The 22,587-nt window shown below is 40.3% G+C and carries 13 protein-coding genes; all 13 read left to right on the forward strand.

Annotation, left to right across the window (positions count from 1 at the left end; genetic code table 11):
- The first annotated feature begins 96 nt into the window (after positions 1-96).
- The 13 genes from CI960_RS21885 to CI960_RS21945 all read left to right on the forward strand — a co-directional run bounded on the left by CI960_RS21885 (position 97) and on the right by CI960_RS21945 (position 22,492).
- Positions 97-1,092: a FecR family protein gene (locus CI960_RS21885; RefSeq protein ID WP_094582572.1), complete on the forward strand. Its 996-nt coding sequence runs from the start codon at positions 97-99 to the stop codon at positions 1,090-1,092.
- 178 nt (positions 1,093-1,270) lie between these two features.
- Complete coding sequence (locus CI960_RS21890) at positions 1,271-4,666, forward strand: TonB-dependent receptor (protein ID WP_227211340.1); 3,396 nt, start codon at positions 1,271-1,273, stop codon at positions 4,664-4,666.
- A gap of 21 nt (positions 4,667-4,687) precedes the next feature.
- Positions 4,688-6,238, forward strand: a complete 1,551-nt coding sequence (locus tag CI960_RS21895; protein WP_227211342.1) for a RagB/SusD family nutrient uptake outer membrane protein — start codon at positions 4,688-4,690, stop codon at positions 6,236-6,238.
- 75 nt (positions 6,239-6,313) lie between these two features.
- Entirely contained in the window at positions 6,314-8,596 is a 2,283-nt protein-coding gene (locus CI960_RS21900; protein WP_094582574.1) for a GH92 family glycosyl hydrolase, read from the forward strand.
- A gap of 13 nt (positions 8,597-8,609) precedes the next feature.
- A complete protein-coding gene (locus tag CI960_RS21905; RefSeq protein ID WP_094582576.1) occupies positions 8,610-11,090 on the forward strand; it encodes a hypothetical protein in 2,481 nt (826 codons plus the stop codon).
- A 162-nt stretch (positions 11,091-11,252) separates the two neighbouring features.
- A complete protein-coding gene (locus CI960_RS21910; protein ID WP_036629102.1) occupies positions 11,253-12,026 on the forward strand; it encodes an SGNH/GDSL hydrolase family protein in 774 nt (257 codons plus the stop codon).
- A gap of 344 nt (positions 12,027-12,370) precedes the next feature.
- Positions 12,371-12,952 carry an RNA polymerase sigma factor gene (locus CI960_RS21915; protein ID WP_005860132.1) on the forward strand — a complete coding sequence of 194 codons (582 nt, stop codon included), beginning with the start codon at positions 12,371-12,373 and terminating at the stop codon, positions 12,950-12,952.
- Between the two features lie 68 nt (positions 12,953-13,020).
- Complete coding sequence (locus tag CI960_RS21920; protein WP_009016717.1) at positions 13,021-14,022, forward strand: FecR family protein; 1,002 nt, start codon at positions 13,021-13,023, stop codon at positions 14,020-14,022.
- 154 nt (positions 14,023-14,176) lie between these two features.
- Entirely contained in the window at positions 14,177-17,530 is a 3,354-nt protein-coding gene (locus CI960_RS21925; protein WP_005860127.1) for a TonB-dependent receptor, read from the forward strand.
- 23 nt (positions 17,531-17,553) lie between these two features.
- Complete coding sequence (locus CI960_RS21930) at positions 17,554-19,371, forward strand: RagB/SusD family nutrient uptake outer membrane protein (RefSeq protein ID WP_005860125.1); 1,818 nt, start codon at positions 17,554-17,556, stop codon at positions 19,369-19,371.
- Positions 19,372-19,392: 21 nt separating this feature from the next.
- Positions 19,393-20,160, forward strand: a complete 768-nt coding sequence (locus CI960_RS21935; protein WP_005860123.1) for a DUF3823 domain-containing protein — start codon at positions 19,393-19,395, stop codon at positions 20,158-20,160.
- Positions 20,161-20,421: 261 nt separating this feature from the next.
- Positions 20,422-21,369 (forward strand): site-specific integrase, encoded by a 948-nt coding sequence (locus CI960_RS21940; RefSeq protein WP_005860121.1) that lies wholly within the window; start codon positions 20,422-20,424, stop codon positions 21,367-21,369.
- A 358-nt stretch (positions 21,370-21,727) separates the two neighbouring features.
- Positions 21,728-22,492 (forward strand): DNA-binding domain-containing protein, encoded by a 765-nt coding sequence (locus CI960_RS21945; RefSeq protein WP_005860119.1) that lies wholly within the window; start codon positions 21,728-21,730, stop codon positions 22,490-22,492.
- Positions 22,493-22,587: the final 95 nt, after the last annotated feature.

Here is a 22,587-nt window from a genome sequence, read left to right on the forward strand (position 1 = left end):
AATTTGACGATGTGTTGTAGAACATATCTTTTATTAGAGTAGTAATTTATAATCTCATTGTATTACCTTATAGAAATACTTATAAGAAATCATGCTATGCTGAATGAATTACTACATAAATATTTATATAAACAGCCTTCTAAAGATGATGCCCGATCGATCAAGCGATGGATTGACACTGCTTCTGAGCCGGAAATAGAACAGGCCCTTCTTCAAGAATGGGAAAAACATACGGTATCTGAACCCCGTAATTGGCAAGCCTATTATGCCGTAACCGGGCAATTGAGATCAATTTTCAATAGCCATCGAATAAAGAAAACAGATCAGCATTCTTTGATCAATCATGTTATCAAAATTGCGGCAATCTTGCTTATTCCATTATTATTAGCGACAGGGATTTATTATGTGACAAAGCAATATCAGTATAAAATCTATGCTTCTACACAATATCGGATGGAGACAGGAAAGGGTGAACGGGCCACTTTAGTTTTACCCGATGGCACAAAAGTCTCTTTAAATAGTGAGAGTTCTTTTACCTATCCGGCCTCTTTCGGAAAGACTGATAGAAATGTGCATTTGCAAGGTGAAGCCTACTTTGAGGTCGCACATGATGAAGAGTTACCATTTATTGTCCAAGCCAAGCAAACGTATGTGAAAGTATTAGGTACAACTTTTAATATACATACTTTACCTGATGATGATTGGGTAGAGACTGCTCTTGTAAATGGTAAAGTTGAATTTTATGAGATAGACAATCCGGATAACCGGATAACATTATTCCCGGATCAAACAGCTCGATTTAATACGATTACCCATCAATTTGAGCGAAATACGATAGAGCAACGATTGGCAACAGCTTGGAAGCGGGGTGAAATTATATTCCGGTCGGCATCATGGCCTGAGATTATTGAGCGAATATCACATTATTATGGAATTGAAATCGACCAAGAGACCACAAAGGTTCCCGAAGAACGATTCACTGGAAGTTTCTTGCATGAGGATGTAAATAACGTATTACGGAACTTACAGGTACATTACCATTTCACCTATACAAAAACAGGAAATCATATTAAAATAAAATTCAAAAAGTGAATAGAGAGTAGTTAACCTTTGTATAATCAAAAAATCACGCCTATGGACAACACTAGTTAAAAGAGAAAAAACAGCTGAAGAATGTGCGAGATTCTCCAGCTGAATATAGGGTATTACCCTATTGAGTAAATTATCCGCTGCCTAGGCAGCAAAAAATTAACCTTTTTATTTCTTTCAAATGAATCCAGTAAATCAAAGATTGCGTAAAGATAAGCAATTGTGCAGAAAGTTCTTCTGTGTAATTGCGATTTTAATAATTTTTCCATATGTGTCTTTTGCACAAGGTGAAATTAGTTTATCTGTGGAGAATGTCGACCTAAAAACATTATTGGTCGAGATTGAGAAAAAATCCGATATACGCTTTACTTATTTAAATCAACTATCGGATACAAACAAAGATATATCTCTAGCTGTCACGAATAAGACTGTAGAAGAGATTTTGAACCTAGTCTTGTCCAAGAAAGGTATGGAATTCACCCGAACCGGCAATACGATCGCTATTCAAATGAGGAGTCCACAAAACAGGCAAACAGCTCCAACTAAAAAAGTAACAGGAATTGTTACGGATTCTAATGGGGAGCCAATTATTGGAGCAAATGTTTCTGTAAAAGGAACAACTACGGGCACTATCACGGATATAGATGGTCATTTCTCTTTAGAGGCAATCCAAGGACAGACGATTTTAGTATCTTTCATTGGCTATTCTTCTAAAGAAATAGATATAACTGATAAATCTTCCTATCAAATTTCCATGTCTGATGATACTCAGAATCTAGACGAGGTTGTCGTAATCGGTTATGGAACCGTACGAAAAAAGGATTTGACGGGGGCGGTAGGTAGTGTGAAAAGTGAGGATATGATGCAACGTCCTTCAACATCTATTTCACAAAGTATTTCCGGGCGTATAGCTGGTGTTAATATATCTTCTAACTCAGGACGTCCCGGGGGTAATCAAACGATTCGTATCCGTGGATATTCTTCTATTAACGCGACTAATGAACCTTTGTATATTATAGACGGTGTTCCCGGTGATATTAATATATTGAATCCAAATGATATTGAAAGTGTAGAAGTGTTGAAAGATGCCTCTTCTACCGCAATATACGGAACCAGAGGATCTAATGGAGTTATCGTCGTGACAACAAAAAGAGGTAAGAATGAGATTACTGTCAACTATAATACTTATCTCAGTCTTAATACGGTAGCGAAAAAGCTGGATGTGCTGAATGCCGAACAGTTTTTAGCTGTTGAAGATATGATATATGCGAATGCTAAAAAGTTTGATCCGAATGGTTTCGCTTCAGGAAAATATATTGATCCATCTGTAAAAAGACAAGATTATTTAGTTGGTAATACGAAAGGAAAGCGTGAGTTATTTAAAATGGAAGGAGGAAAACTTGTCCCTTTGTATGATATAGACTGGCAAGACATGTTGGAACGGAATTCTTTTAGTCAGATTCATAATTTATCTTTTACGGGTTCAACAGGTAAAACAAATTATGGAGTGTTTCTAGGCTATACAAATGATCAAGGTATCGTCAAGGAGAGTAAATTAGAGCGTTTCTCAGGACGTGTTACCGTAGACCAAACCGTATCGAATTGGTTAAAGCTCGGTACTACCCTTAGTTATTCAGAGGTGAAAGAAAGACGCATTGATACAAGAGTAGGCTACAACAATGTTCCTCGCATGATGATTGAAATGATCCCTATCGTTCCTTATAAATATGATGATGGTACTTATGGTCGTAGAGAGGATTATGGGGGCATGGAATCTGCTGATAATCCATTAGCACAGATTAATGAGAATATTACTCCCTATAACTCAAATATATTTATGGGAAATGCCTATGCTAAAATTACTTTTATGAAGGGGTTAGATTTTACGTCAACTATTGGCGTAAATCGGACGATTAATATGAATCCATACTATAATAGTACGCAGTCTGATATTGTAAATGGTGTAGGGGGAAATCAAGCATCCATAACAAACAATCGTTCTTTACAAATTTTATGGTCGAATATTTTGAACTATAATACGATATTCAATAAAATGCATTCTTTGAATGTTATGTTGGGACAAGAAGCTCAAAGTTATGAATATTTTCAGAATGTAGCTACAATTGATGGAATATCGGATGATTACTATCAGTGGTATAATATGGGAGCGGGTTCAACATTAAAGGCGCCATCTTCTAACTATACCGGAGATAAGATGTTATCTTATTTCGCTCGTATTAATTATTCATTTAAGGATCGTTATTTGGTTACTGTGACAGGACGTTTTGATGGCTCCTCTAAATTTGGAGAGGATAATAGATTTGCTTTCTTTCCTTCTGCCGCATTAGGGTGGAGGGCCTCTGAAGAAGATTTCTTGAAAGGCAATAAAGTTATCTCAAATTTAAAACCAAGAGTTAGCTATGGCTTCACTGGAAATTCAGGAATTCCTACTTATGGCTCTATGGCGAATCTATCGACTAGCGGTATGGCTTATCCTTTTGGAGGAACTAGGGTAAATGGTATTGGAGTGGGCTCTTTGGCTAATCCGTTGCTTCGTTGGGAAAAAACCGGGCAATTTAATGTCGGTCTTGACCTCGGATTTTTAAATGAGCGTATATCGTTATCTGCTGATTATTATATTAAGCATACTACCGATATGTTACTAAATGCTCCTGTTCCAACGACAAGTGGTTTTCGCTCTATTTCTACAAATATTGGCAATATGCGAAACTCGGGCTTTGAATTCACTCTTAATACACAAAATATACAGACTAAGAATTTCTCATGGTCCAGTATGTTAAATTTTTCTTCTTTGAAAAATAAGATTACGGCTTTGAGCCAAGGGGATGCTGATATCATAATGGCTCCTAATAATTTAACGATTTTGAGAGTCGGAGAGTCTGTTGGATCATTTTTTGGATATATACGCGATGGAGTTTGGGGTGAGAATGAAGCTGAGCAAGCTGCGATATATGGAAAATTACCGGGTGATGCGAAGTTAAGAGATGTAAATAACGATAAACAAATCAATGAATCAGATCGTGTTATACTAGGTAAAGGAATTCCCGATTTCTATGGAACTTTCACTAATACATTTAAATATAAAGATTTTGATCTTGTGATAGAATTACAATATAGCTGTGGAAGTAAGATTTATTGGGATGGATTAGGTACTTGTGCTATGCGCCAAGGTATTGCTAATAGTTTATCTATGGTGCTAGATACTTGGACTCCCGAGAATCAAGGTGCTACATTGGAGCAAATCAGGCCCAGTAATGCTTATTACAATAGCTTGAAAGATGACGCACGCTTGTATAATGGTTCATTTATTAGAGGCAAAAATATCTCATTAGGATATAATTTACCTTCTGATATTTGTAAAAAATTACATTTAAAAGCGTTACGTGTCACCTTGTCTGCTCAAAATGTATTTGTAATCAGCCAATATCCTGGATTTGATCCGGAGACAACAGTTTATAATACAACTACTCAGAACGAGGCCTTTGCTCAAAATATAGAGACTTTCGGTTACCCGAAACCTCGGACATTCTCATTTGGTGCTAATATCACTTTTTAACTTTCTCAAAATATACAGATTATGAACAAAATAAAGTCAATATTGTTTAAATGCTTTTTATTGGGTATATTCTTTGTGGGGACAATAGCTTGTAACGACTATTTGAATGAGGATAACCGATCAGCGATTACCCAAGAAAACTATTTCCAAAATGCGAATCAAGCGCAAACTGCGGTAAATGGTGTTTATTCAGGATTAAACGTATTCCTTACTCGGGTGAATTATGGGGAATCTCCATTTATCTCTATAGAGTTACCTGTTGGTCATGCGAAAACACTTGGGCAAAATGCGAATAATAATAACATGATTCAACAGAGAAGTGCTTCCATTGAGGGCGTGTTTTTCACGGTTTGGTCAGGATTTTACAAAGCAATTGCCAATGCGAATATGTGTATCACGAATTTACCAACAGTAGATATGGATTCGGCGGAAAAAAGTAAATTGCTAGGTGAGGTTTTGTTTCTACGTGCGTTTTACTATTATTACTTGGTGAGGCTATATGGGGATATCCCTTGTATTACCGAAGTGATAAGTACGAATAGCCCGGATTTCTATCCAAAACGTTCATCTGTAGCTGATATCTATGACAAAATAATTATTCCGGATCTGTTGGAAGCTGAAAAAACCTCTCTTCCGGATTATGATGCTTCTGGTCGTGTCTGTAAAGGCATGGTGAAATCATTATTAGCCAGCGTATATTTAACTACTGCGGGGCATCCTTTAAATAGGTCGGCTAATTATGAGTTGGCTAGAGATAAAGCTTTTGAGGTAATTAGTGGGGTACCCAACCAATATCCTTATACTTTGTTTGATAATTATGCTTATTTGCATGATAGAGAGCATAAGATACAGCAAGAGCTGATTTTACAGGTTCAGGTGGAAATCGGAACGAATGATCAAGGCACTAGTGGTATCGCTCAACTTATTATTCCTGAGAAATGCGGCATTTCTAAATTCCCGGATGAGTATGGAGCGTTAACTGTACGCGACGAATTTGTACAATCTTATGAAAAAGGAGATCGGCGTGCGAATTTGACATTAGGTGAAACAAATACATTCTTTTTTAATACATATGAAAAAGATGGAACTCCTATTTCTTTCAGCCCGATAGGTTTATATAAATATTGGTTGGAAGAGGCTGCCGGTAATAATGGTGATCAAAAAAGTGATGAGAATTATACCTTATTACGCTATCCGGAAGTTTTATTAATTTATGCGGAAGCTTCTAATGAAGTTTCCGGTCCCTCTCAAGCTGCGGTAGAGCAGATTAAGAAAATTAGGGATCGAGCTGGTTTATCTACTCCAGATGCAGGCACATTTACTAAAGATTCTTTTAGAGAATTTATCTGGAAAGAGCGATATCATGAGCTTGCTTTTGAAAATAAAGCTTATTTTGATATTTTACGGACATGGAAGGCCTATGATCTAAAAAATAATCGTTTTGTAGATGCGTTTACGTTCCAAAATGAAAGTGGGGTGACATTCAAAAAACAATATTTGAATTGGCCTATACCTTCTATTGAGATTAATACAAATCCAAATTTAAATCCTCAGAATGAGGGATGGAGTTAAATAATTTATAATAGGCAAGCTTTCGTTGCTTTGAGATGAAAGCTTGCCTTTCCATTAATATAATATCATTAACATATGAGAACTACTTTCGCAATTTTTATAGTATCATTTATCGCTTTGGCATCATCTTGTGTATATAGTCCCCCGAAAGAGCCTGTAGACTATGTGAATCCTAATATTGGTACTATCGGACATTTACTTGTCGCTACGGCTTCTATGGTACAACTTCCTCATGGAATGGTACAAATCGGACAAAATCCTTATCCCCCGCTAGCTGATAGGTATCTCGCAGACCGTATATCTGGATTTTCAGTCCGGGCATTACCTAAATATACGACTAAGCCATTTTCTTGGATTATGGCCACAACTGGAGCTCCACGAATTAATCCGAATGATTATGCATCAGGTTTTGATCATGATTTTGAGAAAGTGACTCCTTATTATTCATGGATATTACTTGAAGATTATGATATTGAAGCGGCAATGACTGTTACACAGCATTCTTCTTTCTATAAATTCAAATATCCAAAGTCTTCAGAATCTAACATTTTGATGAATAATAATCAATGTGTCCGAGTTGTGGGAAATAATTGCATTGAATCGGTTGAGGCTGTTGATAGTACTCAGACCGCTTATTATTATGCGATTTTTAGTAAGCCCTTTAAGTCTTATATCACATGGAAAGACTCCTTGATAAGCCAAGATGTAAAACAAGAAGGATTGGATATTGGAGCTTTGGTTACTTTTAACACCTCACAAGATGAGGAAATCATGGTAAAAATAGGGGTCTCTTTTATTGATATGGAACAAGCTAAGCGGAATCTTGAAATGGAGATTCCTGCATGGGATTTTGATAAGGTAAAAAATGATGGTCGAGAAATTTGGAATAATGCATTGGGAAAAATAAAAATCGAAGGAGGGACAGATAAACAAAAGACTATTTTTTATAGTGCGCTTTATCGTGTAATGCTGGGCAGCCAAACTCTTGATCGAAGTGAATATGGACGATATTACAGCCGATTGGATAAACAAGTTCACGATACCGAAGGGCATGCATTCTATCAAGTTGGTTCTAATTGGGGATCTCATCATTCTTTATTTCCATTGGTATTATTGCTTGAGCCTGAGATCCAGAATGATATCATGCGCTCCTATATTCGTATGCAAGATGAGGGAGATTGGCTGGTCAATAGTGGTGGATATCGAAATATGATCGGACGTCATGAGGTAGCTACAATTACAGATACTTATATGAAAGGCTTTAGGGATTTTGATATCGAAAAAGCTTATGAGGCGATGAAACGTAATTCGAAGGAGGCCACAATGCTTTCACGGCATATTGGTAAAGATTGGAGATTGAATGAATTGGATAAGGTCTATTTAGAAAAGGGATTTTATCCAGCTAAACCAAGTGATCAGCCGGAGTGGGTCAAAGAGGTTGGTTTTGGACGCCAATCTGTAGCCTTGACATTAGAGAATTGTTATGATGATTGGTGCATGTCTATTCTGGCAAAAGAGCTTGGAAAAGAAGATGATTATAAATATTACTTGAATAGAGCCTATAATTATCGGAATGTTTTTGATACGAAATCTGGATTTATGCGACCTAAGACGGCAGATGGGAAGTGGATTGAGCCATTTGACCCTATTTGGTCTGGAGGACAGGGTGGACGAGATTTTTATACGGAAAATAATGGATGGAATTATACATGGTATGTTTTACATGATCCTCAAGGCTTAATAAACTTAATGGGAGGGCAGGAGCCTTTTGTTGCCAAACTCCAGCAGATGTTTGAGACGAATGTCCCACTATATAAGAAGTATGATTTTCTTAAACAATATCCAGATATGACAGGATGGATTGGAATGTATTCTCATGGGAACGAAATAACTTGGCATATTCCCTATCTATATAATTATGCGGGAAAACCTTGGATGACCCAACGCCGGATTAGGCAGATTTTGGACCTTTGGTATGGGGATGGCCCATTGGGTTTTTGTGGAGATGAGGATTATGGGGAAATGTCTTCTTGGTATATCCTTAGTGCTATGGGATTTTACACTGTTGCCCCCGGGAGACCTGTTTACGATATTGGAAGTCCTCTTTTTGAGAAATCTACGATTGATATAGGGGATGGGAAAAAATTCACAATCGAATGTAGGAATATTTCAGCGCAGAATAAATATATTCAGTCTGCTTCTATGAATGGCAAGGAGCTCAATAGAGCTTGGTTTACCCATGAGGAACTAATGCAAGGAGGTACTTTATTATTGAATATGGGGCCACGTCCAAATAAAGGATGGGCAACAGATATAGAAAATTTACCTGTATCTTTAACACCGATTTCATCAAAGTAAAATAATTCATGTTATGAATAAGAGAAAATTGATCTCGTACTTGTTTTGGTTGTGTTTCCCTATTACCTTGTTCGGGCAAAAAAGTTTGAATGACACTACGTATATTCTTACCTATGATCATGGAGGATTAATATTGTGGGGTGGGGAACATTTTATTGAGCGTTTGAAAAACGCTACGGAGTGGTTGGATAAATATCCTTCTTTCAAGATCGGGCTGGATAATGAGGCTCAGATTTATGATCATTTTGCCGAGGATGAGCCGCATTTGCTAAAAGAGATGAAAGATATCCTTTCTGCGTATGATGGGAGAATCGGTATCGGTTCCTGTACGTACGGTCAGCCTTTGTCTCAATTTATTAGTGACGAGTCAAATATACGGCAAATCGCTTATGCGCTTGATACCGAACGAAAGATATTCAATTATCGTCCTCCGGTGTATTTGATGAGCGAACATGCCATGCATAGTCAGATTCCTCAGATCATAAACGGATTTGGTTTTGACGGAGCGATTATGAGAACTCATTTCATGATGTATGGCTATAATCCTACATTCAACTATCCCATTGGATTATGGGAGGGGATTGATGGTAGCAGGATCTCAACCATTCCGACTTATGAAGGGGAAGGTGCTGCTTTTGGGAAAACAACGGTAGATACGTGGATCCTTACCCGATATCCGAGTAAGGATGCTCCTCAGTCTCTTGATGATTATAGGAAACAATTCAAACATATAAATCCTTTGTTGGCCTCTAGAGCGGACGATTCTGGGTTACGTAGAGAGGCACTTGTTGCTGAGTATGACAAGAAGCCGAAATTCCAATTCATATTGTTGGATGAGTTATTGAGAAAATATCCTCAAGCGACAGATGTTATGAGGACTCGTCCCAATGACTTTACGGTTCGTATGCCATGGGGGTATTGCGGAAATGAGATATGGAATGAGTCTAGGAAAGCGGAAGTGGAGGTCTTGATCGCTGAACGGTTGGCTGCCTTTAGTAAGATGTATGGTGGAGAAGCGTTTGAGAATGATTTGGACAAAGCTTGGAAAGATTTGTTATTAGCTCAACATCATGACATACAGATTGTGGGGCTAATATCTGAAGCGAGAAAACTTCTGCCTCGATCTTATGAGACATCTAATCAGGTTATCGAAAAATCTATGAATTTCTTTGCCAATCAGATGAAAGGAGAAGGACTTAAACAAGTTACAGTCTTTAATCCTCTTTCATGGGAGCATTCTCCTTGGGTTATGGCTTACATCTCTCTTCATAAAGGTGAGGCTAAGAATTTTATCGTGAAAAGTGGAAATAAAAGTTATCCTGCTTATGTTGTAAATTCAAATGAATATTCTGATGGTAGTTTGCTGGATGCTTTTGTTATATTTAAGCCTGATTTGAAACCTCTTAGTTTAACCTCTTTTTCAATTATGGCGGCTGAACCGAAGAAGAATAATCCAGTCGATAACATACAGTATGATGAGGAGAATTTAATAATCAGAACCCCATTTTATAATCTTAAATTAAATGAGAAAGGTGGGTTTGACTATCTTAAATCCTCAAAGGGACAAGTGATTTTCAATAATAACCAAGCAAAATGCGCTTTTTTTGAAGGAACTATCGATGGAAGTGTCCAAGTCTCGGAGGGAAGATGGAGCATTTACAAATCGAAAGGATATATGCCATGGATAAAGTTAGTGGAGCATGGGTATATAGATGATATTCCATATACTTATGAAGTTATGCTTTATGAAGATAAACCTGTCATTGATTGTAAGGTCTCGTTTGATTTCAATGGCCAGATGATAGGTCATCCAACAGAAGACAAGCGAGATTGGCATTCTGGATTTATTCATGAAGAAAAACTTCGGTTTAAACTTTTTCATCAACTTGATAAGGCCTCGGTTGGTATAAGAGATCTTCCTTTTGCGATATCAGAAACTTCTGATAAGTATATCGAAGGAAACTATTGGACGGCTTTGACGGACGGAGATAATGGGATAGCGATTTTTAATAAAGGTAATATGGGGAGCATAAAAGAGGATGAGCAATGCTTGTCTATTCCACTGGCTTTTTCTCATTATTATGTGTGGGGAATACGGCCTCTTTATGGTAAATACAATTATGAGTTCGCTTTATATCCTTTTCAAGGAGACTGGAAACAAGCTGATCTTACAAAACGGTCATTGGAATATGCGTTTCAAACACCAAGTGTACAGACTATAAAAACGTCTAACACGATGGATTGTGAGCTGCAACCTTTGAATGCTTCATTAGAGAATGATGTTATTTTAACGGCTTTATATCCCAATAAAGGTGGAATTTGGGCCCGTTATTTTAAATATGGAGAATTGACAAAGTCTTCATCTGTTAAATTTAATACTCAAAATACGGTTTTGAATGAAATTGATCTAGATGGAAATCTTTTACGACCGAATGTAAAAGATTTAAATTTATCTCCTTGGCAGTTTAAGACAGTTAGATTAGATATTAAATGATTAATTAATATTGTAAGATACTGTTTGAGAATAGAGAGTTACGCTAAAAAAGAGGGTATGTCATATTGATGTATCTTCTTTTTATGTTAAAAAGACTGTCTCTGTAAGTGATTTAAATGAATGAGTCGTATATATTAAGAAGAATGAATCTTAATATTTAGAATGATGAACACAAGAAGGGATTTTTTGAGAAAGGGGGCTTTTGCGGGCTTAGGAATGTTAACCATGTCGGAATTGGCGAAGGCAGTAGTGAGTAAACAAAATGGAAATGTATCTCCGAAGATTAAATTGGAAAAGGATAGTGTGATTCTTTTTCAAGGTGATTCGATAACGGATATGTTTCGAAAATATGACTGTAACCAATGTAATACACCCGAGCAAATGGGTATGGGATATGCCTTATTTGCCGCCTCAACCTTATTGAGTGATTATCCAGATAAGCAATTGAAGATATATAACCGTGGTGTAGGGGGCAATAAGGTATATCAGTTACGAGATCGTTGGGAACTGGATACCTTGGCTATTCAGCCGGATGTGCTAAGTATCTTGATTGGAGTAAATGACTTCTGGCATATATTGATGGGAAATTATAAAGGATCATTAGGGATTTATGAAAGGGATTTACAAGATCTGCTACATTATACGAAGGAAAAACTTCCCAATGTCCAACTAGTGCTAGGAGAGCCTTTCGCTTTACGTGGCGGATCCGCCATTGATGATGCCAAATGGTTCCCGGAGTTTGATGGTTACAGGGCATCGTTGAAAAAACTAGCCGATGAGTTTAATGCGATATTTGTTCCCTACCAAGCGGCATTCGACGCTGCGTTAAAATTAGCTCCAGCTCGTTATTGGGGAGCGGATGGTGTACACCCCGATTTACCGGGCCGTCAGTTAATGGCAAATGTCTGGTTGGAAGCAACAGGATTAAAAAAGTAAGGTAGGGAGATCGGAGATAATATATTTATTTCTCCTAGAGGTAAGAGGCTGTCTCATAGTGGTGAGGGAAGCCTCTTATTTTGTTATCATACAATGAAAATGAATGATTAAAACGATCGTCTAAATCAACCGTTTTTTTTAATATTGAATATGCTTCATTATGAAGAGCTAACTACATGAAAAGAAAGAAGATAAATGAAAGCTTTGAATATTGTAGGTCAGAGAAAAATATATATTTTTGTGACGAATCTAGACGATCGTTTAAACTAGTCGTTTTTGTAAGAAATATTCTCTGTAACTATCTGTAAATGTTATGATAAGGATAGAGTTTCAAATTCTGAGAAATGAAAGTAACAAAGGAAATAATCTCTCGGCTGCAGGAAGGAAATATGCTGGCGTTTCAGTCTGTATATGAATCGTATAGCGCTCATATCTATAATTTTATCTATTCCTTATTGTATAACAGGTTAGAGGCGGAGGACTTGACGCAGGAAGTCTTCGTTAGGATCTGGGAAAAGAGAGATTCACTGGATATAGATAAGAATTTTGATTCCTATATTTTCACGATTGCCCGTAATTTAGTGTATGACGAGTGGGATTCCCTTTTCCATGCGGAGCTATATATGAAATCCTTAGAAGCAGATTGGGATGAACGGGACACTTCAAAAGTCGAAGAAGATATTACGGTAAATTCGATAGGACAATATATTGATTCTCTTATCGATAAATTACCGGTATCCCGTCGGGAAATCTTTTTGCTTAGTCGTAAAGAACACTTATCGACGAAGGAAATCGCACAACGTCTGTCTATCTCCGAAAGAACCGTTGAAGCCCAGATTTACCGCTCTCTTCAGTTTTTAAGGAAGTATTTGGCGGAAGAAGGGATCTTGCTTTGGCTCTTATCTTTTGTTGTTAATGAATATTAAATGCGAAAAAAAACGCTTTGCTTGTAAGTAGTCGCTTCGGGCAAAGAGTATATAATCATGTAAAGCGTATGGAAAAGAGTGAATATATCATATTGTTAGAACGTTTCTTGAAAGGAGAGACTACTCATGACGAGGAACGGATTCTGGTGGATTGGTTCAAGAGCGATGTCTCCCGGGATGAATTAAGGAACTATATCCAGCGGAAATGGGAAATTGCGTCTAACAGTTCTATTCCTACGGATTTGAAGGAGCGAATGTTCCGGAAAATACAAAGTCGTATTGAGAGCGTAGCGGTCGAGAAGAAGGAAGTTGGGCGTTTTTCTCTTCGGAATATCATGCGTTATGCGGCTATTGGTTTGTTGGTGATCTGCGCCGGTTTGGGAGGACATCTGCTGACAAGGTATTCACGGTCGGTTGGTGCGGAAAAAGACTATCTGGTCTTTGCTGCTAAAGGACAGAAAGCGAGCGTTGTCTTACCGGATGGTTCCAAGGTTTGGCTGAACTCAGACTCAGAAATCAAGTACACAAACCTATATGGAGATGGAGAACGCATCATATCCTTGGATGGAGAGGCTTATTTTGAGGTAGCGAAAGATAGTCTCAATCGTTTTGTCGTACAAGCGGGCGATTTAGCGGTAGAGGCGTTGGGCACTTCTTTTAATGTAAAGGCTTACGAAGAAGATAATCAAGCCGTGGTCACCTTGTTTCAAGGAAAAGTAAAAACGAGTGTCGGACGAGACGAGGCGTTCTTATTACCGGATCAAGCGGTTACTTACTTGAAAAACAAGGGGCAACTGAAAAAATCCACACTGAATGACGCATATAGGGCCTGTCTATGGCGGAATAATGAGTTGGCTTTTAATGATGAGGCTTTAAGCGAGATCGCCGTATTGTTAAACCGGATGTATAATATCCAAGTAGTATTTAAGAGTGAGAAGGTTAAAGCATTACGATTCACGGGAGTGATAACCAATAATAGCTTGGATAATATTATCGAACTAATCAGTTTGACATCGCCTATTATATATACATCAAAAGGAGATACTATTATTATTGATGAAAAAAAGTAATGCCTATGACGAAGGACTTGAGATAACAAATGTCGGGCTTATATAGCTAAATCAATCGTTAACTTTTGATATGTTTTTGTGAATAGTCCACTCTGCGAAAAAGAGTGGAAGCGTATCATATTGTGTAAATTATACTATTAAAAACACGTGGAAAATGCGTAAAATTAAACAAACGGTACGAACAATCTTATTGTGTGGCTTCCTATTTGCTTATACGGACGCCACTTTTGCGCAGATAACTTTATCTGTGAAACAACAACCTGTTCGTGAAGTTATTAAAGAGATCGAAAGGATCAGTGATTATCGTTTCTTTTATAATGAAAACTCGATTCCGATGGAGAAACGGGTTACGGTAAACGTAAAAGATAGCGATATCGAGAATGTACTTAATTTGATCGCCGATCAGATGGGTATATCGTATGTTATTAAAAACAACCAAATCGCCCTATCCGCTGAAAAGCGAGTGAATGTAGCCCAGCAAACAAGGAAAGTGCAGGGGACGGTGGTAGATGATCTAGGGGTGCCAGTTATCGGAGCGAACGTATCCGTAAAGGGTACCACCAACGGTACGATTACGGATATGGATGGTAATTTCTTGTTGGAAGTGCCTAACAATGCCATTCTGGAAATTACTTATATTGGCTATCGCCCTCAAGAGATCGCTATAAAAGGGCAGACTCGAGTCGATATTAAATTAGCGGAAGATACTCAAAAATTGGATGAGGTCGTAGTGGTCGGTTATGGTACGCAAAAGAAAGCGACCTTAACCGGAGCTGTCGCCTCCTTGAAGGGCGAGGAACTGGCAAAGGTTAGCCAACCGAATATGAAGGCAAACTTGATCGGTAAGATCCCGGGTGTACGCTATCAAGAGTCTACGGGTGAGCCAGGTGTCGATAGCTCGGATCGATTTAATATCCGTGGTTTTGGAGAGCCGTTAGTTATTGTGGATGGAGTGGAACGTCCGTTTACCCAGATCGATCCGAATGAGATCGCTTCTATGAACGTCTTGAAAGATGCCTCCGCCGCTGTGTACGGTTTCAAAGGTGTGAATGGTGTCATCATTATTGAGACGAAAAAAGGTGAGATGAGCCGCCCTAAAATTAACTATAGCTATTCTATCGGTTTGCAATCTCCGGTAAAGAACCTTGAGATGATGAATGCGTATGAATATGCCTATTACCGTAATCAAGCGTTGATGAACGCCGGACAATCCAAGCGTTTTACGGATGAAGAGGTCGAGAAATACCGTACAGGTTCGGACCCAATCAATTATCCGTCCACCGACTGGTATGCGGAAACGGTCCGCAAGGTTGCCCCGAAACAACAGCATAACTTGAATATCAATGGAGGTTCTGAGAAGATCCGCTATTTCTTCTCGTTAGGATATTTGGATCAAGAGAGTATCTTAAAATCTACCCAAGAGTTTAAGCGCTATAATTTCCGCTCAAATATTACGGCTGAGATCACCAGTAAATTGAACGCTGAAGTGGGCCTAGGCGGTCATATCGATGATTATAAATATCCGTATTGGACGGGCGATGAAGGTATCGAGTTATTTACAGCGATTAAGTCGAACGCTCCGAATGTCCCTGTCTATGCCAATAATAATAAAAACTACTACTATAATTCGGACAATAATGAATTGAACCCGGTAGCCATGCTCGATCGTGACGCTACAGGCTTCAAGGATAAGCGCAATGTCGAGTTTAACGGTCAATTAGCCTTGAATTATGAGATCTTTAAAGGACTAAAAGCCCGTGCTTTCTTCGCCTATGATTATACCAACTTGGCTCAGAAAGAGATGAAGACGGCCTGTACGTTCTATACCTACGATTCGGTTCAAGATACGTATAACCCGATAACGAAGGTCGCGAAGGGAGAGTTGATGGAGAAAACTCAACCTTATTATAAGACTACCCAGCAATACTCATTGAACTACAAGAATACATTCAATGATTTGCACGATGTGGAAGCTCTGGCTTTATGGGAGTGGAAAGAGACGAATACGAACTGGTTCATGGCTAGACGTTATTATTCGACAACATCGGCTATACCTGAGCTAGATAGAGGTGACGTGGATAATATGTATAATGAAGGAAACTCTGCGGTCTATAAATATGGCGGTTTAGTAGGCCGCTTGAATTATGTCTATGCGGGTAAATATATGGCTGAGTTCAGTTTTCGTTATGATGGCTCTTATAAGACGGCTCCGGATAAACGTTGGGGATTTTTCCCTGCCGTATCTGCTGGCTGGCGTATTTCTGAAGAGCAATTTATGAAAGACTTGGTACCTCAGATGGATAATTTGAAACTACGTGCCTCATGGGGAAGCATTGGTAATGATAGCCAACTAAACGCTAGTCAGTTCGTCAGTGGATGGCAATTTGAGGATCGATTTATATTGGGAGGCGCAGGAAACTCTTCGGCTTCGATTACGAATGGTATGAAAGAAGCGAATTTGGCGAATCCGAATATTACTTGGTATAAGGTAATGACTACGAATGTTGGTTTGGATGGCTCTTTCTGGGGCGGTAAGCTTAGTTTTGAGTTCGATTACTTTTATCGCAAGACGACAGGATATCCGGCGACACGTAACACTTCTTTACCAACTACCTCTGGTATCCCTTTGCCGCAAGAGAATTTGAATAGTAGTGATAACCGTGGTTTTGAATTGTCTTTAGGTACTGTCCAACGGATCGGGAACGTGAATTTACAGATCAAAGGAAATGTGGCTTATGCTCGTGAAAAGGATTTGTATAAGGAGCAGGCATTACCACTGAATCAATATAAGAATTGGAGAGACAATGGCGCATATCGTTGGAAAAATGTTACTTGGGGGTATGAACATATCGGTCAGTTCCAGTCTTATGATGAGATCTATAATTCACCGATCCAAGATGGTAAAGGTAATTCATCGTTACGTCCAGGTGATATTAAATATAAGGATCTGAATGGAGATGGCTTGATTGATGCGAATGATGAGAAAGTGATAGGTAAAGGAACTTTCCCTGACTTAAATTTCGGGTTGACATTAGCTGCGGATTGGAAAGGCTTTGATGTGAATATCTTATTTCAAGGAGCCTCGAACTATACGCAGGTATTGAATGCCTTGACCAGTCCTTTCCGTGGACCGGGCGAGGGAAATGGTTTCCGTGTATGGATGGATAGTTGGCATAAGGCGGATTATAATGATCCGGATAGTGAGTGGGTACCGGGCAAATTCCCCTCTTTACGTATTGAGGGTAATGATAATAACTCGAAAAAATCCACCTATTGGACGACTGATGCGTACTATGTTCGCTTGAAATCTATTGAGATTGGGTATACCATACCCAAGAATCTTTTAAGCAAGGTGGGTATTGAGCATTTGCGTGTATACGCTAATGCGTATAACCCCTTGACGATTACGAATGTCAAATATACAGATCCAGAGGCAATAGAAGGTTGGCAAAGTTTCTATTATCCACAATTGAAAGTATATTCATTCGGTGTTAACGTTAGTTTCTAATAGGATTTAAAAGAAAAATGAAGATGAGAAGAACTATAATTTATTCCTTGTGTTGCGCTTCCTTATTACTTTCTTCCTGTGATTTGGATGTTCCTGTGACCGACCGTTTGCCGGATGAGGAAGTTTGGAAGGATGATAATCTGATAACAGGAGTGTTCTCTAGATTGTATAACCAGATGCAGATGGAACATAACTCCACTTATTTTGAGGGATGGGATGTTTGGAATGTCAGCTTAGTGACCGCTTCGGATGAGGGTACAGGAGCTTACCAAGCTGGGGATCTTGGTACGGGTGACGTTGCCCGTGCGAATTTCAATGATGAGTGGTTTGGTCTGTGGGAGGACGGTTTTAAGGCTGTTCGAGCGACGAATCTGGTATTACAAGAGCTGAATGTGGCCGAGATGCCGGAAAGCAAACGGCAGCAATTGATCGCCGAGGCTCGTTTTATTCGTGCGTTCCATTATTTTAATCTGGTAAAACGCTACGGAGGCGTTCCTATCGTGACAGAAGTGCAGCAATATACCGGTCCGGAAGACTTGTATGGCTTACAAGTTTCCCGTGACAAGGAACAAGAAGTCTGGGATTTTATTCTAACTGAATTAGACGAGTCCGCTTTGGAATTACCGGAGACCCGTGAATCTGTGGAAAGAACCCGTGCCACTCGATATGCGGCTTATGCGTTGCAATCTCGTGCGGCATTGTATGCGGCATCGATCGCTAAATACGGCAAAGTGCAATTGAACGGTATCGTTGGCGTGAATAGCGATGACGCTAACGCATATTGGGCGAAATCGATCGAGGCGGCGGATAAAGTGATTAACTCGGGTAAATATACGCTTTACAACCAGTATGCGGACCGGGTGGAGAACTTCCGGAATATGTTTCTGGAGAAAAGAGGATGTTCGGAGTTTATCTTCTGGAAAGAGTTTCTGGCTACCGATCTAGGCCATTCTTGGGATTTATTGAATGTGCCGTTTAGCTTCGTGCAGAATGGCTATGGTTGCGGGCAGAATCCCACACTCGATTTAATAGAGGCTTTTGAATATAAAGATGGTTCAGACGGTACCTTGAAATTGAAGGATGCTTCTGGCAATTATATCAAATATGACTCTCCATTGGATCTATTTAAGGACAAGGACCCACGTCTTCGGGCGACTTTCTATTTACCGATGGATGAATGTAGGGGAGGGATCGTCGAGATTCGTCGGGGTATTTACGATGCCTCTAAATCTGGGGATGCCCGTTTTATCACCAGCAATAACGTGAACGAGTATTATGGTGAGGAAGGTAATCAGATGAAGATCTTAGGTAAGGATGGCGTATGGGATACCGGGGATGTTGGAAAGACCGGCTTCTATACGAAGAAGTTCTCAGACGAGGGAGTGATGGATATCTCCGGGAATAAATCAGATGCTCCATGGCCGGTGTTCCGTCTGGCCGAGATGTATTTGAACAAGGCGGAAGCCGCTATGGAATTAGGCAAGACGGGCGATGCCGCTACCGCATTGAATATGGTTCGTGAGAGAGCGGGCATCCGTACGCTTTCTGCCGGGGAGGTTTCATTGGATCGTATCCGTAATGAGCGCCGTGTAGAGTTGGCGTATGAGAATCATCGTCATTGGGATTTAAAGCGTTGGCATATCGCGCATATCAAAATGGCTGATTTCCCGACCATGGCGCTTTATCCATGGTATATCTGGGGGGAAGGTAAATATATCTTTACGACTGGTAAGGCTCCGAAACCTAATAAGGTATTCTTGGAACGTAACTATTACATAAAGATCAAGGATAGCGATATGGGTAGTAACCCGATGTTGGCTCCTAATAATCCCGGTTTCTAATTAATGAAAGGAAAAAGAATCATGAAAAAGATCATATATAATATAGCGATTGTCTTGGCGGCTTCTTGCCTCTTTGCCTCCTGTGAGGATGATAATTATGATGAGCCTAATTCCGGTATCAAAGGCCGCTTTATCGATGCGGAAACCTCCGAGGTTGTCCCGATGCCGGTACAGGGTACCAGCAGTATCCAGATACGTATGTATGAGCGTGACCGTTATTATTCTACGGGTGATGATTACTCGCAGCTTCCGGTTATCACGTATCCCAAGATCGATGGGACTTACGAGAACTCGTGGATGTTCAGTAAGCAATATATCTTGACGCTGGAGCAGACTAATTTCTATCCGGTGGATACGATGGTGGTTGATCTGAACGCTGGTGGACTGACGGATCAAGATATCAAGGTGATTCCCTACGCCCGAATCAAGGTAAACAACGCTGTATTCGAGAACAAGAAGTTGAAGGTATCTTATACGATCACTCGTAGCAAGGATGACTATAAGATAGAGAATGCTTTTTTGGCTTGGCATATCAGCCCTTATATCGATAAGATGTCCGGTAACTCGGAGGAATTGGTGACTGTTGATTATACGAACGTGTCCGATAAGGATATCCTGAATACGATATTAACCCAAGAGATCGGCTTAAGTGAAAGTGCGAGTTTCAACAATAAGGATAAGCAGGCCATCATGAAAGGAAACGGAAATAAGATGTATATCCGTGTTGGTGTAACGACAAACGGTAAGGTTAATTATAGTGAGGTCGTCCCTGTAGACGTCTCTTTCTAAAAGTACTTTATTCCGGTAGAAAGGGATTATCTCCGACTTATGTGGGATAATCCCTTCCTCTTTTAAGTTGGATAACATTAATCTATAAAGATTCCCCGTAGCTACTATTATTTATCCGGAGTATAAAGCCAACAAGGGCTACGCCGACTTCTACGTGATGACCGACTTGATTCACGAGCCCGAGATGGACTTGGCTTGATCTTGTTTTTATGCTATTTTTGATGGTAGATAATAATACGTTTAATCATCAAAAAAGGAGATATGAGCAAAAGAAAGAATAACCGCTTGGGCAAGGCGGGCATCACATTTTATACCTATGCCACCGAACGCATCCGGGAGAAACGTTTAGCGGGGAAACATAACACCGCCGATTTATATAGGACTACCCGTAATTGGATCTGCGCCTTTCTGGGTAGGAGAAACCTTCTTTTCCCGGAGATAACCCCGGGCTTAATAAGCCGTTTTGTCGCTTACCTGCAATCCGCCGGTTTGCGAGTGAATACCGTGAATACATACCTCAGCAACTTTCGCTCGATTTATAACCAAGCTTGCCGGGATGGTCTGTTGCCGGCTTGCGTCGTATCGCCTTTCGCGTACTTGAACTTGAAGCGGGAAAGAGCCGGATCTAGGGCGTTGGGAAACGAGTCGCTCCGGGAGATCGTGACCTTGAAGTCTGAGGAGCCGGATTTGGCGTGCGTGATCGACTATTGTACGTTCGCCTATTTATCTTGCGGCATGCCTTTCGCGGATATGGCTCGCTTGACTACGGCGAACCTGTATGGCGAGGAGATCGTATATCGGCGTAAGAAGACGGGGACCTTAATCCGTGTCGGGATAACAGCGGGGATGCGGCGGTTGATTAATAAGTATGCGGACGCTTCTTCCCCGTACCTTTTCCCTATTTTATCTCCGGGTAGAGAGGTAGGGCATGAGGAATACAAGGCGATACTGCGTTCGTATAATAACTCGTTGAAGAAGATCGGTCGTGCGCTATCTCGTCCCATTCATCTGACCTCGTATGTTTTCCGCCATACATGGGCAACGAACGCCTTGCGGAAACAAGTCCCTTTATCGATCATTAGCCAAGCGTTGGGGCATACCTCGGAAAAAACAACACGTTTTTATCTGGCCTCTTTGGAACAGTCAGAATTGAATCGTGCGAACGCTAGGGTGACGGAAGAGGTGGATTTGCTTTTGGCGGCTGGGTGATACCCTTATTCGCGAAATAAGGGGAAGAGCCTATTCAGCATAAAAATTACCTATAATAGGCTATTTTCAACGGAAGGCTTGGCAAATGTAAAAAATATTATTGATAAACAATCACTTTTATCTATTTATTAAGAAATAGGAATTGAAGGGGATACAGATATCGTATCCTCTAATTAATCCAAATTTATGCTTATTGCGCATATATCGTGGATATGCGGTTAAAAATAGTGGTTATGCGTGTTTTTTTAGTTTATGTTGGACGTGCGATATCTCCTCCCCTTATTTCGCGAATAAGGGTGATAAACATTATTAAAAGGTAACGCCCCACTACCACGGGGCATTAAAGACAAAAAACATCATGGCAGAAGAAAAGACCATCTTGACCGTAGATCTGTACGACAACGTGTTAACCGAGAAAACCGGCGATTTCACCGGAAAGATCCGCATTACCGGAACCACGCGAACCTCAGACATCTCGAACCGCATCGTGAAGAAACGTACCGAGTATCGTCCGGAGACGATCACCAACATCCTCGACCTCTCCTACGACGAGATGATCGAGGCCCTCGCCCAAGGCCGTTGCGTGGTGAACAAGTTCGGGCAATGGCTGCTCACTATCAACGGCTCGTTCGACGGAAAGAAATCAGACTTCCGCTCTACGGAGAATAAGATCACCGTAATGTTCACCCCCAGCGCCACCCTCCTGAAGGCGCTAGAAAACATCTACGTGAACGCCGACGTAGCTACCGTGGGCCCGATGATCGAGAGCCTCACGGATTCTACCACGAACGAGAAGAACCTCCATATCACTCCAAACGCTCCGGCTATCATCTTCGGCAGCACGCTGCTTATCAAGGGGGATGATCCATCTGTAGGCGTCTACTTCACCAAGGACGAGGAGGGCGCCACGCCAACAAAAGTCTCCCTTATCGTACGTAACACCAAGAGCGAGATCATCATCCAGATCCCGCAACTCGCCGAGGGGCAGTACTGGCTGAGCGTCACTACGCAGGCGGGGGCGAATTACGGCTTGGTGAAAGACCCTCGTACCTATAAGTTCCCCATCCTCCTGACGGTAGGTGCCGGAGGCGGAGGCGATAGTGAAAGCCCGGACGAGATCTGATAAGGCAGAGAGCCTCATCTATGAGGGCTGATAAAGCCTAGGCTCTCACCCCTCATAGACGAGGCTCTCTCATGGTTCATGGCCTAGGCTCTCTC

The sequence above is a fragment of the Parabacteroides sp. CT06 genome (genome assembly GCF_002257605.1).
Classification (GTDB): domain Bacteria; phylum Bacteroidota; class Bacteroidia; order Bacteroidales; family Tannerellaceae; genus Parabacteroides; species Parabacteroides distasonis.